Source organism: Rufibacter roseolus (assembly GCF_017916365.1).
Lineage (GTDB): Bacteria > Bacteroidota > Bacteroidia > Cytophagales > Hymenobacteraceae > Nibribacter > Nibribacter roseolus.
On sequence record NZ_JAFMSU010000001.1, the window covers coordinates 224035 to 239082 of the forward strand.

The 15048-nt window shown below is 54.6% G+C and carries 6 protein-coding genes; 2 read left to right on the forward strand and 4 right to left on the reverse strand.

Annotated features, from left to right (window positions below; all coding sequences use genetic code 11):
• Window positions 1–6: 6 nt before the first annotated feature.
• Both J3P35_RS00960 and J3P35_RS00965 read left to right on the forward strand, forming a co-directional pair.
• On the forward strand, window positions 7–2226 hold the full coding sequence (locus J3P35_RS00960; RefSeq protein WP_210462192.1) for a DUF4175 family protein: 2220 nt from the start codon (window positions 7–9) through the stop codon (window positions 2224–2226).
• Between the two features lie 2 nt (window positions 2227–2228).
• Window positions 2229–4022 (forward strand): hypothetical protein, encoded by a 1794-nt coding sequence (locus tag J3P35_RS00965; RefSeq protein WP_210462194.1) that lies wholly within the window; start codon window positions 2229–2231, stop codon window positions 4020–4022.
• Between the two features lie 136 nt (window positions 4023–4158).
• On the opposite strand, the gene J3P35_RS00970 is transcribed toward J3P35_RS00965, so the two are convergent.
• From J3P35_RS00970 to J3P35_RS00985, 4 genes are all read right to left on the reverse strand, one after another.
• Window positions 4159–6138, reverse strand: coding sequence for an OmpA family protein (locus tag J3P35_RS00970; protein ID WP_317195342.1), 1980 nt, complete (start codon window positions 6136–6138; stop codon window positions 4159–4161).
• A 103-nt stretch (window positions 6139–6241) separates the two neighbouring features.
• On the reverse strand, window positions 6242–7195 hold the full coding sequence (locus J3P35_RS00975; protein ID WP_210462196.1) for a PorP/SprF family type IX secretion system membrane protein: 954 nt from the start codon (window positions 7193–7195) through the stop codon (window positions 6242–6244).
• 16 nt (window positions 7196–7211) lie between these two features.
• Window positions 7212–13067, reverse strand: coding sequence for an ice-binding family protein (locus J3P35_RS00980; RefSeq protein WP_210462198.1), 5856 nt, complete (start codon window positions 13065–13067; stop codon window positions 7212–7214).
• Window positions 13068–14015: 948 nt separating this feature from the next.
• Window positions 14016–15047 carry a PorP/SprF family type IX secretion system membrane protein gene (locus J3P35_RS00985; RefSeq protein ID WP_210462199.1) on the reverse strand — a complete coding sequence of 344 codons (1032 nt, stop codon included), beginning with the start codon at window positions 15045–15047 and terminating at the stop codon, window positions 14016–14018.
• Window position 15048: the final 1 nt, after the last annotated feature.

Here is a 15048-nt window from a genome sequence, read left to right on the forward strand (position 1 = left end):
CGTCTAATGTCCCAACCCACCTCCCATACCGCCCCAGCCCTCACTGTTCTTGAACAGGTACGGGCAAACTTCCTTCGGCAGAAGGCAGGGTTGTTTGCGCTGCAGGAGTTGGGGATGGTAGCACCCTTGCTGGTATGGATGTACCGCGATTGGGGCGGAGTTGGCGGCGGAACGGCGGGTGTTCTTTTGATCCTTTTAACTCTTGGAATACAGACCATGCGGTGGCGGGAGCTTCAGAAGAGAACGGACCTGCTCAAAGTAGCCCGGCACCTGAACCGGAGATTTCCGCAACTGGAGGAAAGCGCCGACCTGTTGCTGCAACCGGAGGAGGAACTTCCGCTCCTGGGCAAACTTCAGCGGCATCGGACTGCCGAAACCTTGGCCCAGATTCCGGCAGAGGAAGCCTCGTCGGTAAAATATAAGAGCAGTTGGCTCATGTTACTCCTTGGGGTGGCCTTGGCCGGGGCGCTCTGGTTTCTGCCTGATTTCACCAAAACACCTGATAAAACCGCTTCAACAAGGTCAGGCATCTCATCTGATGTGAATGCCCCGGTAGACCAGCCCAAAGCCATTCTGCCGGCCATTGAACAGATGAACCTTCGCATTTCCCCGCCTGCTTACACACGCAAAGCCCCATACGCGGTAACCACGCCCTCCTTCAAAGCTGAGGTCGGAGCGCAGGTTACCTGGACGGTGAAAACCAACCAAGCCGTCTCTTCGCTGCAATTAGTACTCAGTAACCAAAAGCCTATTCCTCTGCGGAAAGTAGCAAGTCAGGAGAACACCTACACTACTTCTCTTACCCTCAAGCAGGCCACGCTGTACCATTTGCGCCTGAACGGCCAGACCTCAGATTTCTACTCCATAGAGGTGATCCCGGACGAGGCACCTTCCATCGTGGTCCAGACGCCTAAACAGTACACCGAGATCCTCTTCGGGGACCCGCAGCGGGTGCAGCTCAGGGCAACCCTCCGCGATGACTACGGGCTCCGTTCCGCCGATCTGGTGGCCACCGTGGCAAAAGGCGAAGGCGAGGCCGTGAAGTTCCGGGAGCAGCGCATCCCGCTCAAGCTGTCGTTCACCGGGCAGCCGCGGGAAAGGCAGCTGACCCAAACTTTGAACCTGCAACAATTGGGCATGACCTACGGCGATGAACTTTACTTTTACCTGCAGGCCTATGACAACCACCGCGGCTACACCCGCACCGAGGCTTTCCTGGTGGAGATTGAGGACACCACCGTGGTGGAGACCATGGATGACCTCTCGTTGGGCGTGAACCCCAACCCCGAGTATTTCCGGAGCCAGCGCCAGATCATCATTGATACCGAGAAACTGATCCAGGAACGGAAAGGCCTTACCCAGGCAGTGTTTCAGGAACGGTCCAACAACATCGGGGTAGACCAGAAACTGCTGCGCCTGCGCTACGGTAAGTTCCTGGGCGAAGAGTTTGAATCGAACATCGGCGGAGCCGCTTTACCCGAAGGGTTAGCCGAGAGCCACACCGCCGATGACGGCCATGACCACGGCGCTAAAAAGGAAGGCAGCGAACACGAGAACAAAATGGGCGAACTGCTGGACCCCTACCTGCACAAACACGATCAGGAGGAAGCGGCCACGTTTTTTGAACCCGCCATCAAAGCGCAGCTCAAAGGCGCCCTGGCCCAGATGTGGGAAGCGGAACTGAGGCTGCGCACCGCCCGGCCCAAAGAAGCCCTGCCGTTTGAGTACAAAGCCCTGCGGATGCTCAAGGAAGTGCAGCAAAAATCTAGAGTGTACGTGAAGAAAAGCGGGTTTGAGCCGCCGCCCCTCAAAGAACCCGAAAAACGCCTCACCGGCGATCTAAGCAAGGTGCAGACCTTCCATGCCCAGCGTAAAGAAAAACCAAGCGAGACCTTGATGGCCTCCCGGCAGGCATTGCAGCGCGTAGCACAACTCAGACAAGGTACAAAGCCCACGTCCACAGACGCCGCTTTGTTGGAACAGGCAGGGCAGGAACTGGGCCAGGCCGCCGTGCGCGAACCTGGCTCTTATCTCCGGGCATTGCAGGATGTGCGACAACTCACCCAGGATATCCGGGCGCGTAAACCGCTCTGCCAAGATTGCCTCACCCGCGTGGAGGCCGCGTTGCACCATTTTCTGCCTGTTTCTACAAAATCGGCGCAAAAACCGGTTTCCTCTGGCGCGCCCAGGAAACTGGCCCAGGATTATTTTAACCGGCTGAACTAACCATGCATCTTCCATTACCTTTTCTGCTGGTATTAGCGGCTCTGCTGGGTGCCTGGTTCTCCTGGTTGGCCGTGCGCCGCCCAGACCGCCGGCGACTCTTTTGGCGATTGCTGGCTACTTGGGGTGTGGTGGCCTGCTTGGTGCTGCTCCTCGCACCGCCTAAAATAACCCGCACCTACAATGCCTCAGAGGCCATTCTCCTGACAGAAAGCTATCAAACCGATACCCTGAACGCCCTCCTGAAACGCCTACGCCCCAAGCCCCAGGTGTACGCTTTCGGCGTGACGGTTGAGAAAGCCAGGCAAGTAACCGATCTGGCTTCATTCCGGCGACAGCACCCATCAGTGAGAACCCTGCACGTCCTGGGCTATGGCCTTCCGGCCGAAGAGCTCGCCATGCTATACTCCCTGCGGCTAATAAGCCATTTATCAATCTTACCAGCCGGTGTCCTGACTGCCTCCTGGCCCCAAGAAATCACGCTAGGTGACGCAATACCTGTGCAGGGCAGATTCCACGGCTCATCAGAAAAGAAACTGGCTTTGTATTTGCATGCGGCAGGCCAGCCAAGGGATTCCGTGGAAATCAGAAAAGGGGTTGACCAAACTTTCTTTCTTCGGTTCACGCCCAAAACTGCCGGGCAGTTTGTGTACACGTTGCGGTGGAAAGACGAGGATGACTCCCTACACCAGGAAAACTTACCAGTAGTGGTAAAGGCCCCGAGGCAGCTGAACGTACTTTTGCTTTCTTCGGCCCCGTCTTTTGAAGGGAAATTCCTGAAGAACGCCCTGGCCCAGCGGGGGCACAGCGTGGCTGTCCGGAACCAGGTGAGCCAAGGCATCTACAACACAGAATGGGTGAACTTTCCGGTGCAAAACTTGAATCGCCTCACGCCCGCCCTGCTCCAGAAATTTGATGTGGTGCTCTTGGATGACTTGACCCTACAACGATTAGGCGCCCAGGAGAAACAGGCCCTGCAACAGGCCGTTCGACAGCAAGGCCTGGGAGTACTTACCGCTATTTCCCAGAAATCACCCAAACCCATGGACTTTTTCACGGAAGGCGTTTTCCGGCCTATTTCTGAAAAACCATCCCGAATCGGCGCCGTGCGTTGGCCCCAGCAAACAAGTGCCCAAGCAGTGCTGCCATTGAGCAACATCGTGCTGCAACCCAAAGAAGGACAACAGCCGCTAGCCTGGGAACAGAATCCTACGCAGGCTTTGGTGGTACGCTCCCGTAAAGGCCTGGGCCAGGTGGGTATCAGTCTTCTGCCCGAGACATTTCCGTTGGCGCTGGAGGGAAAAGAAACGCTGTACCAGCTGTACTGGGCCTCCGTGCTCACGGCCTTGGCCAAACCCGAGGAAGCAAACCCCATTACTTGGCTCACGATTTCTAAGCCATTTCAGGAGCAACAGCCGATTACGTTTCTGGCAGCGGCCCCTCTTTCAAAGGCATCCTTCCTAGCGGAAACATATGGTGGCCAAAAGCCTGCCGTCTATGAAAACACTGATGTAAAGGACGCTGCTTATACCCAAGGCATGATCTACCCACAAGTTGCCGGTTGGCACACGCTGAAGCTGAATGAAAAGACAGAGGCGTCGGTTTACGTACATCCGGCCGCAGGGTGGCGCACTCAGTTTCTGCAGATGCAGCAAAAAGCCTTTCTCCAGGTTTCCTCCCAAAGTACAGCAGGCCCCCAGGCCCAGATGACAGAACAGGAAGAACCCATTTCCCTTTGGATCATAGGAAGCGTGCTGGTGGCCTTGCTTGGTTATCTGTGGCTGGAAGAAAAACTCTAGTAAGGCTCCAGCAATGATTCAAAAGCACCTGATGCTTAACCCATCCTAAAAGTAAAACGGGCGATAAAAGTATACTCTACTTTTATCGCCCGTTTTTTTGAAATCAGCCTTAATAAGTGGAGTCTTACCGCCTCAACTACTTAATGATCTTGAACTCGGTGCGACGGTTAAGTTGGTGTTCTTCCTCTGAGCAGGAGACGCCGTCTTTGCAGCGGTTGAGCAGTTTGGTTTCGCCGTAGCCTTTGTCTACCACCCGTTTGGGGTCAATGCCCTGGGAGATGATGTATTTCACGGCGGTGTTGGCGCGCAGCTGCGAGAGCATGAGGTTGTATTTGTTTGACTCGCGGCTGTCTGTGTGGGAGCTCAGCTCGATTCTAATGGTAGGGTTATCGCGCAGCATGCCTACGACTTTGTCTAGCTCCGCAATGGCCTCGGGCCGAAGATTGTGCTTGTCAAGGTCATAGTAGATGTTCTCCAGCACAATAGGGCGGTTGGGCGTGTCGCGGTCCAGCACCATCTCAATCTGCACAGTATCGGTGACTTTGCGGCAGTCTGGCATCACGTGGAACGTGCGGGTGAGATAGCCTTTCTTGCTGCCCCTGATGGTGTAAGTCTGGTTTGCGTTCACGGCAAAAAGGAAGCGGCCATTCTCATCAGACTCAAACTCCATCGGGCTGGAGGTGTTTCCGTTCACAGTGACTTCCAGTTTCACGCCGCCCACCGGTACCTGGCGGGCGCGGCCGTTGCGGTTGGGTACCCGGGCGTAGGTCACGCCTGCCAGCTTGCAGGGAATCTCGGTGGGTTTGAACCGGTAGATGTTGTCTGAACCGGCATCGCCCTCACGGTTAGAGGACAGGTAGCCGCTTTTGCCGTCTTTTTCATAAATCAGCCCGAAATCATCGCGCGGCGAGTTGAAAGGGTAGTACAAGTTCTCCACGGGTCCCCAGGTAGCGCGGCTCCCCTCGGCGGAGAATAGGTCCAGGCCACCCATGCCTATGTGCCCATCAGAGGAGAAGTACAGGGTTCCGTCTGGGTGTACCACCGGGAAAACCTCTTTGCCCGAGGTGTTGATGGTGGGGCCGGCATTGACGGGTGTAGACCAGGAGCCGTCTTTCTGGCGCTCGCTGAAGTAGATATCGGTTTGGCCGTGGCCGCCGGGCATATCAGAGACGAAGTACAGGACCTGGCCATCGGGGGAGAGGGCCGGGTGACCCACTGAGTAGTTCTCGCCCTGGTTGAAAGGGAAAGCTTTCACGTCCTGCCATTTCCCTTTAGAGAAGGTGGCGCTGTAAATCTCCAACCGGTTGATGAACTCGTCGCTTTTGGAGTAACGCTGCCAGTTACTTTCGGTACGCAGTTCCTCAGGCAGTACCCGGTTTTTCACGCGCTTGGTACGGGTGAAGAACACCTCGTTGAAGTCTGGCGAGAAGGTGGCGATGGCGTTGTGGAACTGGGTGTTGATGGCCTTCTCCATGGGTTTGATGTCACCCCAACTGGCGGGGCCTTTCCGCTCAGCGTAGTAGAGCTGCAGGTAGGGCGTGCCGGTCCAGCCGTACTTCTGGTCAGATCCGTTGTTGCGGCCCCGGTCAGAGGAGAACACCAGGCCCTCGCGGTAGAAAACAGGGCTGAAATCGGCGAAGGTAGTGTTGAGGGTACTGTCGGCGATCACGTCAATGCCCAGCGGACGGTCTATCCAGCTCATGGCCAGGTCACAGGCCTTGGCTAGTTGCAAAGCCTCTTCGCGCCGGCTCTGGTCCAGCTCGGCAAACCGCAGGTAGTTCTTTTTGGCGATGGTGTACTCCCCATTCTGGCGGCAGGCGTTGGCGTAATAGAACAGGTTAATGGGCGCCGATCCCGGAAAACCCAGGGCCTGGCGGTACCAGAACTCGGCGGCGCCGGGCTGATTGATAAGCCGGTAACAGTGGGCGATGCGCTCGGTGAGGTGGAGGGTGGGCTGCTCCTTTTCCAGAAGTTTCTGGTACTCTTCCAGCGCCAAGGCGTAATCAAAGTTATTGAAATGCTTGTCTGCCTTGGTCTGATTTGCCTGGGCCTGGGTGAGGGAAGGACTTAAGCAATGGGTAAGGCAAAGCAGCAGTAAGAGGTAAAAGATCTTCACAATTCCAGTTTTGCACCAGTTGGTGGGTAAATGATTTAGATTCTGAGCCGTTTTTCAAAAATCGGCTCTAAACCAGCTTTTCAATGTTTGTACATGAAACAACTCAAAAGTAACGCGGAGTTAACATCCGGCCATACTTCTTCTTCAAAAAATTAAAGCCCAGGGAAATCTCATGGCTAGAGTAGCTGCGCAGCTGCGTAAGCGAGAAGTCATAGGAATAGCCAATCCGCATAAGCGGAGAGGGGTGCAGCTCCAGCAAGACCGCCAGCGCATTGCCCAGGCGGGTAGCCGAGGCGAACTCCCGGTTATTGAAGATGTTCAGCGTGGTTCTAAAAGACGTACCCAGCCAGATCTGCTCATTGAACAACAGGAACGTATTCAGGTCCAGCGCCGCCGGCCCGTTGAAATCCTCTTTTAGCAGCATGCTGGGTCTGAACTTCATCTTGCGGCCTAGGTCAAACACCCCGCCCGAGGTCAGGAACACGTGCGGCTTGGGATCCGTGGGCAAACCATCCTGGAAAAAGACCACATTCCCCACTGAAAGGCCGGTGTAGAACCGATTGCTGTACAGGTAAGCCCCCGCCCGGGCGTTGGGTTTCACTGCCCGCTCTATCCCCATGGGAATGGCCATATCGTCCCGCTCGGCAGGGTCCAGCTTGGTGCCGTCCAGGGTCTGCTGGGTCACGCCTAAAGAAAGGCCCACGGCCAACTTAGTACTGTGGCTTAAAGAAATCCGGACCGCCGAGTTGAACGACACCTCCGTGAAACGCTGGGCGCCCAACCGGTCATTGGTGATGATGAAGCCCCCAGCCAGTTTCCGGTTCAGGTTCCCGTCTACGCTCAGCGTCTGGCTGATGGGCGCTCCCTCCAGACCGGTCCACTGGCTCCTATGCGATCCGCTGAGACTGGTAAAACCTTTACTCCCGGCATACGCCGGATTCAACAACAGTCCATTGAACATGTACTGCGTGAACTGCGGGTCTTGCTGGGCAAAACTCAGGCGCGGCATTCCTACAAAGGCCACCCACACCAGCACCAGAACAAACGCTTTTTTCATTCTACTCATCTCTCTTTTAGCGCATGATGGTTATATAGCCTTTACGGATTACCTCCTGGCCCTCGCAGAGGCGTACCCGCAGCACGTAATAGTACGTTCCTTCGGCTAAGCCGCCGCCGTTCCAGTTGTTGCGGTATTTCTTCATGCGGTACACCTCACTGCCCCAGCGGTTCAGAATCACCAACTCGTTCTCTGGGTACTCCAGCAGGTTGGCCACTTCCCAGGTATCATTCTTCCCGTCATTGTTAGGCGAGAAAACGTTAGGCACGTGCAGTTCCGGGGCCAGGTATTTAGGCATGATGTCAAGGCTGGCCGAAGTGTTGGAGCAAGTGCCGTTGTGGGCTTCCACGGAGATCCTCGCCGAGGCCACCGGTGCATTCGTCGGCCCTTGCACGGTTACCCGGTTAGAACCCTGCCCAGAGGTGATGGTCCAGCCCGGGATATCCGATACGATGCTCCACTTGTAAGACACGCCTGCAGCAGCCGGCACAGAAAACTGGTTGCCCACGCAAGGCGAGCTCTCGTCAATAATCACCGGAGCCACACCCAAACCAGTTGCCACGGTCACTGATAAACTAGCCTCAGCGGTGGCGCCGCAACCATTCACCGCTTTCGCGCTCACTACCCCGGCACCTGGCTGGGCAGTAACGGTGATGCTGGTGGTTCCCTGCCCGCTGATGATCTGCCAGCCGGCTGGCACACTCCACTCGTAAGAAACCGCGCCAGTCACCGTTGTCACCTGGTACACCCGCTGCTCAGGGGAGGCGCAGAAAGCGATAGGGCCATTGATCACCCCTGGTTTCAAGGTTCCGGCCGCACTTGAGGTTACCGTCAGGCTTTTCTCTACCGCCACACCGCAGCCGTTCAAAGCTTTCACCCGAATGGTGCCTCCGTTGGAAAATGGAATTACGCTGATAGAGCTGGAATTCTGACCAGACACCAGGGTCCAACCTGCAGGCACTGTCCATTGGTATTGACTGATACCAGTACCAGAGATGCTGTAGGTTAGCGCTGCCGCGTTGGCACAGACATTCGCGTTTCCTGCAATCTCCCCGTTGATCACCGGTGACCCCGTGCTTGGCACTACGGCCACTGCCCGGGCTTCACTCTGCCCACAGGCGTTCTTGGCAATGACGCTGATTTGGCCTGCCTGGCTTCCAGCCGTCACCGTAAGGGTAGTTGTTCCCTGGCCAGACTCTATTTTCCAGCCGGCAGGCACCGTCCACTCATAAGAAGTTGCGCCGTTTACAGCCTCAATTTTGAAAATCAGCCCGGTTTGATTCACGCATGGAGCAAGCGCCGAAGCTGCTGCCTGGATGGTGTTTGGTCGGAGCGGCAGGTCTTTCTGTACCTGCACCTGCAAAGCGCTCAGGTTCGACTTCACCCCACAGCCATTCACACCAACCACACTCATAGTCCCGCCTGTTGCACCTGGAATTACCGTAATGGAGTTAGTCCCTTGTCCAGTTTCAATAGTCCAGCCAGTAGGCACCGTCCAGGTGTAGCTATTCACCGAGGCATCAGGGGTTACGCTGTACGTTACGCGGGTAGTGGCACAGGTTACCGGCTGCCCGGTGATTGCCCCCAGGTTAAAGGCCACGTTGTTGGAGACGCTTACGGCAAGACTGGTAGCGGCGCTGGTGTTACACACGTTTTTGGCCACTACGCTTACCTGCCCACCGGTAGTGCCGGTCTGCACCGTGATGGAAGTTGTTCCTTGGCCGGCAATAATGGCCCAGCCCACAGGAACTTTCCACTCATAAGAAGTAGCCCCGGTTACCGCCTGAATAGAATAGGTAATCTGGTTCTGATTGGCACAAATGGCTTTGTTACCCGTGATGGTAGCCGGTGCCGTCAGGTTGTTCATCCCCGAGGCGACCGCCAATACGCGTCTGGAGGAGGCGCCGCAGGTGTACTGTGTGTTCACTGAGATTTCTCCGGCACCAGTTCCGGCTTTCACCTGGATTTCTCTTGTACCCTGCCCACTCACAATGGTCCAGCCGGTAGGTACCTGCCATTGGTAACCGGTTGCGCCGGTGGCAGCCGTCACTGAATAGGTCTGGGTAGCCTCAAAGCAAACACCGGTAGTTCCCTGGATTGGATCAGTGGCCGGCGTGAACGCAGATGGCGCAACCACCAACATCTGGGCCGTACTGGTGCCGCAATTGTTGGATGCTTTCACAGTAACTGCCCCGGCGGTATTGCCCACTTTCACAACCAGGCTGCTGGTGCCCTGGCCAGAAACAATCTGCCATTCATCGGGCACCGTCCAGGTGTAAGTCATGCCAGCCACAGGATTTCTAACCGTGTAGGTTTGCTGGGTACCTCCGCCGCAAGGCTGGGTCTCGCCTATGATACCCGCCGGCAGCACCGGTGCGCTCTGTGAGGAAACGGCTAACTGCACCGCGGCACTTGCCCCGCAAGCATTGGAAGCGACCAGAGAGATGGTCCCTGCGCCGGCTCCTGCTTTTACCTGTATAACTCTGGTGTTCTGCCCACTCAAGATTTGCCATCCGGCGGGCACTGTCCAGGTGTATTGGGTGGCCCCAGCCAAAGCTTCCACGGAGTACGTCAGAGGCTCATTGGTGGAACAAGCTGTTTGAGGACCTGTAATAGCTTTAGGGGAGGCAGTGAGTGGTTGAGAAACGGTGATGTTCGTAGAGTCAGAGGTGGTTCCACAGTAATTAGCGGCCACTACTTTCAGGTACCCGCCCGTGGCGCCAGGTCTCACGCTCAGAGACCGGGTACCCTGCCCAGACAAGATCACCCACCCCGATGGAACAGACCAGGTAAAGGTTCTCGCGCCTTCGTTCTCCGCGATGGTGTACGTGCGCGTTGCCGTGGAAACGCAGAAAGCTTTATCGCCTGAGATGGGTCCTATGGCAGCAGGTGCCGCCGTTGACAAATTCACGTTCAGCGCTACGGCACTGCTAGTTCCGCAGGCATTACCGGCGGTTACCTGCACTTGCCCGGCCACGGTACCTACCCGCACCACCAAAGAAGTAGTGCCTTGCCCCCTGACAATGGTCCAGGTGGCTGGCACAGACCAGGTATAAGTGGTTGCTCCCGTTACGGCCGGAACAGTATAGGTAAGCTCTCCCATGTTGGCGCAGAGATTGGCTTGCCCGGCAATATTGCCAGGAGTCACGGGAATACCAGAAGAGATGGAGACAGCCAAAGAACGGGTAACGCTCTGCCCGCAACCGTTTCTGGCAGATACATTGATGGTTCCACCGCTAGTTCCTGCCTTTACCTTGATCTCACCTGTTCCCTGACCACTGAGGATACTCCAACCTGCTGGTACCTGCCACTGGAAAGAAGAAGCAGCGTTGGTAGAAGAGATAGAATAAGTAAGTTCATTGGTGTTGGCACAAACCGCACCTTCTCCTTGGATATTAGCAATTAAGGCTGGCACCCCAGCCGAAGGAGTAACCGCTAGGTCCGTAGAAGCGCTAAGCCCACAGCTGTTACTGGCGGTCACTCTCACCTGGCCGGCAGTATTACCTGCTTTTACAATCACAGTTGGGGTCCCTTGTCCGGAAACGATAGTCCAACCGGTGGGCAGGGCCCAGGTATAGGTGAGGCCCGCCACCGCATTAGGTACTGTATAGGTTTGCTGTCCGCCAATACATGGGGCAGTCTCTCCGGTAATAGAGACTGGTGCCGTAGGGATGGAAGTGGCCGGCGTTACCTGCAAGGTTCTTCCCGGGCCAGTACCGCAGCCATTCGTTCCGGATACAGAAATGTTGCCGGCAGTTGCCCCCGCTTTTACAGTGATCGCTGAAGTACCCTGACCCGAAACAATAGTCCAGCCTTGGGGCACAGTCCAGGTATAGGCCGTCACGTCAGCTGCGTTCGTCACGGAATAGGTAAGCGCTTCCTGTCCGTTACAAGGCGCAATGGAACCAGAGATGGCGCTTGGCATTACCGGTGGTCCGGTGCTCACGGTCACCTTGAGGGCGGTGGAGGTGCCATCTCCGCAAGGGTTGGAGGCCACTAACTTCACTTCGCCGGTAGACCCTACTTTCACGTTGATTCTGCGGGAACCTTGCCCAGATAGAATCCGCCAATCGGCAGGCACGGACCAGGTATACGTAGCGGCATTTGAGATTTCCTCTACAGAATAAGTGACCTCAGAGTTAGATAAACAGACGTCTGTCTCGCCGGTGATGGCACCTAAAATGGGAATATCAGAGAAAATAGACACGCCTAAGGAGGTAACCGGGCTTGTACCGCAGCTATTCTGGGCTTTCACCGTCACCTGCCCACCTGTAGTTGCGGCTTTGACCACCACGGTGGCGGTACCTTGCCCTCTCACAATACTCCAGCCGGCAGGAACCGTCCAGGCATAGCTTGAAGCAAAAGGCACAGCTGCTACCTGATAGGTAACTTCCTGCGTATTGGCACAGACCTGGGCAGGACCGGCAATAGCACCAGGGGCCGAGGGAGCTGCAGGGGCTATGATTACTTGGGCTTCGCTGCTGGCGCTTTTCCCGCAACCATTCTCCGCGGTTACTTTCACTTTACCGCCCGAGGTACCGGCATTCACGGTCACCGAAGCGGTACCTTGCCCCCGCACAATGGTCCACCCCACCGGAATTTCCCAGGCATAAGACACCGCACTGGCCACCGGATTGATGGAATAAGTAATTTCTTTCTGACCTCTACAAGCTTCTAATGGCCCTGAAATGGTGGACGGCATAGGAGGAGGCGAAGAAACGGTGCTAACCGCCAGAACAGATTCGGGTCCGTCCCCACAGGCATTCACTGCCCTTACTGAGATGGTGCCATTGACTTCAGCGCCTCCGGTGGACACCGTGATCACATTCGTCTCCGCACCCGAGGTGATAGACCAGCCGGCCGGCAGCGTCCAGGCATATCTGCGGGTTCCGGCTAGAGGCTCAATCTGGTAGACGTTTCCCGGCGTATTCACGCAGAGAGAAGTTTTACCCGTAATGGCACCCGGCTTTGAAGGCGTGGCGCAGATAGACAACTCAGAACTGTTGTTCTTGATATTGGGGTCAGTCCCGTTGCCAGTTACGGTTACAATGGTGGTAGAGAACTCGGTTTTAATGATGGTGGCCGTTACCGTCATGGTGGCGACAGCCCCACTCGGGAACTTACTGATGACCCAATCTTTCCGCAAGAGGTCAAACAAGGACCCCGTAGAGGTGGTGGCACTCAGGATTGAGAGCCCCGAGGTGGTTTCAAAGTTCAGAATAACGTTCGTTTCGTCTTCCGGTCCCAGGTTCTTGAGGGTAACGTTATAGGTCACGATAGTCCCTGCCCCGTATGGTCCCTGGCTCACGGTATGTGTCACCTCCAAATCTGAGATATTGTCAGATCCTAACTCAGACACATTGGTGCCGGTAAGCGTAACACTCCCAGATTTGCTCAACAGCTTGCCTTCTACCGCCACGCCGTTAGCCGTATTGATATTCCCGGTGCTTACCACTGTGCCTTTGAAAGCACTTTGGGCACCCATCACCACGTTTCCGGCAACTTGCCAGAACACATTCTTAGCCCTAACCCCTTGCCGCAAGTCAACCTTCACTGATGGGTCTACCTTCAGGTCACCTTCCACCTGAAACACGAAAACCCCGTTAGGAAATTTGCTCCCTAACAGTTCCAAAGATTTCTGCAGGTGGGCATTTCCTTTGATCCGGTACACGCCGGGCCACAGCTTCGCCCCAGACAGGCCGGAACCGTTTAGAGTGGAGGTAGGCTGTTGGCGGTTCAGGTCAGCGTAGACCCTGTCTATCTCAACCCAATTTTCCTGCGGGGCTGTCCCAATACGGAGCACGCGTTTTTCTACCTTGCTGGTGCCTTTGCTTTCAAATCCGGCTCCCCCGGCCACAGATACTCCTTGCAACGACTTTAGGGCCGGAGCTGTTTGCGTAAAGCCCTTTGAATGAAATACTAGGAAGATAAAGAGAAATAGTATTCGTATTTTCATGCACACACCTCCAAACTCATCTTGCTACTCCTTGGAGCATTAGTCCAATTGCAGGCACATGATTTTTATTATGATAAATAGTATTCATATTATGTTATGGACTTCCCTGAATTCAATTAAGCGGCCCTTTAGAATGAGAAAATCTATTGACTTATATAAAATAACTCCTGACTTCCTAGCCTTTGTTAAATAATTATAATCCAAATTCTTATGTCGGACAAATTTATCAAATAAAATGCAATAACACATGGATAAAATATATTCATTTTTTCTAATATTTTAAAAACCCGGGCAAGGACATCAACTTGGCACCAAGATACTTACCGGATAAGAAAGGGAATTTTACTGAAAACAGAGGGAAGCCGACCTTGATTTCAGGTCCGAAGAGAGAATCCTTCACGGACATTTTATTTGCTGACCTTCAGGGCAACAGGTCAATTTTAAGTGCATTTTAAGCCTGTTTTCCCTAAAAGCGCCTTAAAACAGCAGCCCACCCTCCTTCCTTGAAGAGATTCAAAGAAAGCGAGTGGGCTAACTTAAAGCGGCCTAAACAGTGACCGCAGCACCATTATTTATTTTTTCACTAAGGCTTCTACAATTCTAAAAAACAGAACACGCACTAAGATAAAAGTACCTTTTACTTACCTGCTTTTTATCTGTTTTTAAGGAAAGAAGCTAAAAACCTAAATATGAAAGCAAACATACCTTAGAATACTGACGAAGTTTTCAGCTCATTCATAAGGGCTAATTGCTCCATAAAAGCATCATAGTGCTCTACATTTATAAGAGCCATTAACTATTCAGAAACAAGCCACCACAAGGCCAGAAAAAAAGCATTATCAAGCCAAACCTCCATTCTATGGCTTACCAAACCCATTGCGGACACAGCACCTTCAGTTTGTTGTTTACTTTAATCCCCACCATCACCTCATGGGAACCGGCACTGGTCTTATTCTGCCCAGAGGTAGTCAAGTCATAGGAATAGGCAAAATCCAGCACGTGGTTCACGTTCAGGCCGAAGAGAAAGGCTACGGCATCTTTGTTCCGATAAGAGGCTCCCACCCATATCCGTTCATCGTACATCGCTTTCATATTCAGGTCAATGGCCTCAGGACCGGTGCTGGCTTTTTTGTACAGCACAGAAGGCGTAAAGGTAAGGTCCTGGATATGGAAGCGGTACCCGCCCGTCACAAAGTAATGAGGCACCAACCTTCCGGAAATGGAGTAATCCTGCGGTGTCCGGAAGTCGCTACCGCTATTGATGAGATGCGCCGCGGAGACACCCAGAAAAGCAAAGCGGGTATACAGCCAGGTACCCACGCTCAGGTCTGTCTTGAGCATGTTCACCTGGTCACCCAGCAAAGCAGCATCTGAGGTATTAATGGCCCTTGCCTTACTGGTGTTGAAACTGTTTCGCACCACGCCGGCAGAAATCCCCGAGGAAAGGTTCAAGGTGCTGGTAAGCGGCACGTGGAAAGCGTACACCAAGTTAACGGAACTTGTCCTGAGGAGCCCTGCTTGGTCAACCTGCACAATGGCCCCTATTCCGTGGTGCGGGCTCACGCGCCTGAACCGGTTATTGCGGTCCACCCTGCTCTTCATCCCACGGGCTCGGTTCCTGAACTTTCCGCGGCCCTGGGCGTTGCGGTCGCTCTTGCCTATGGACGCGTGCATACTGGTGTAGAGCGTGGTGGGGGACCCCTCAATGCCTATCCACTGCTTCCGGAAAGAAGACCTAATATCCATGTAATTCTCTATGCCCGCCACCGCCGGATTAATCACCAACCCATTGGTCATGTACTGGCTAAACTGAGGCATCTGCTGCCCCGCTGCGCGGAAGGAAGCCAAACAAACCAATGCCAGGCTCACAACAATAACAATTCTTCTTCCTTTCATG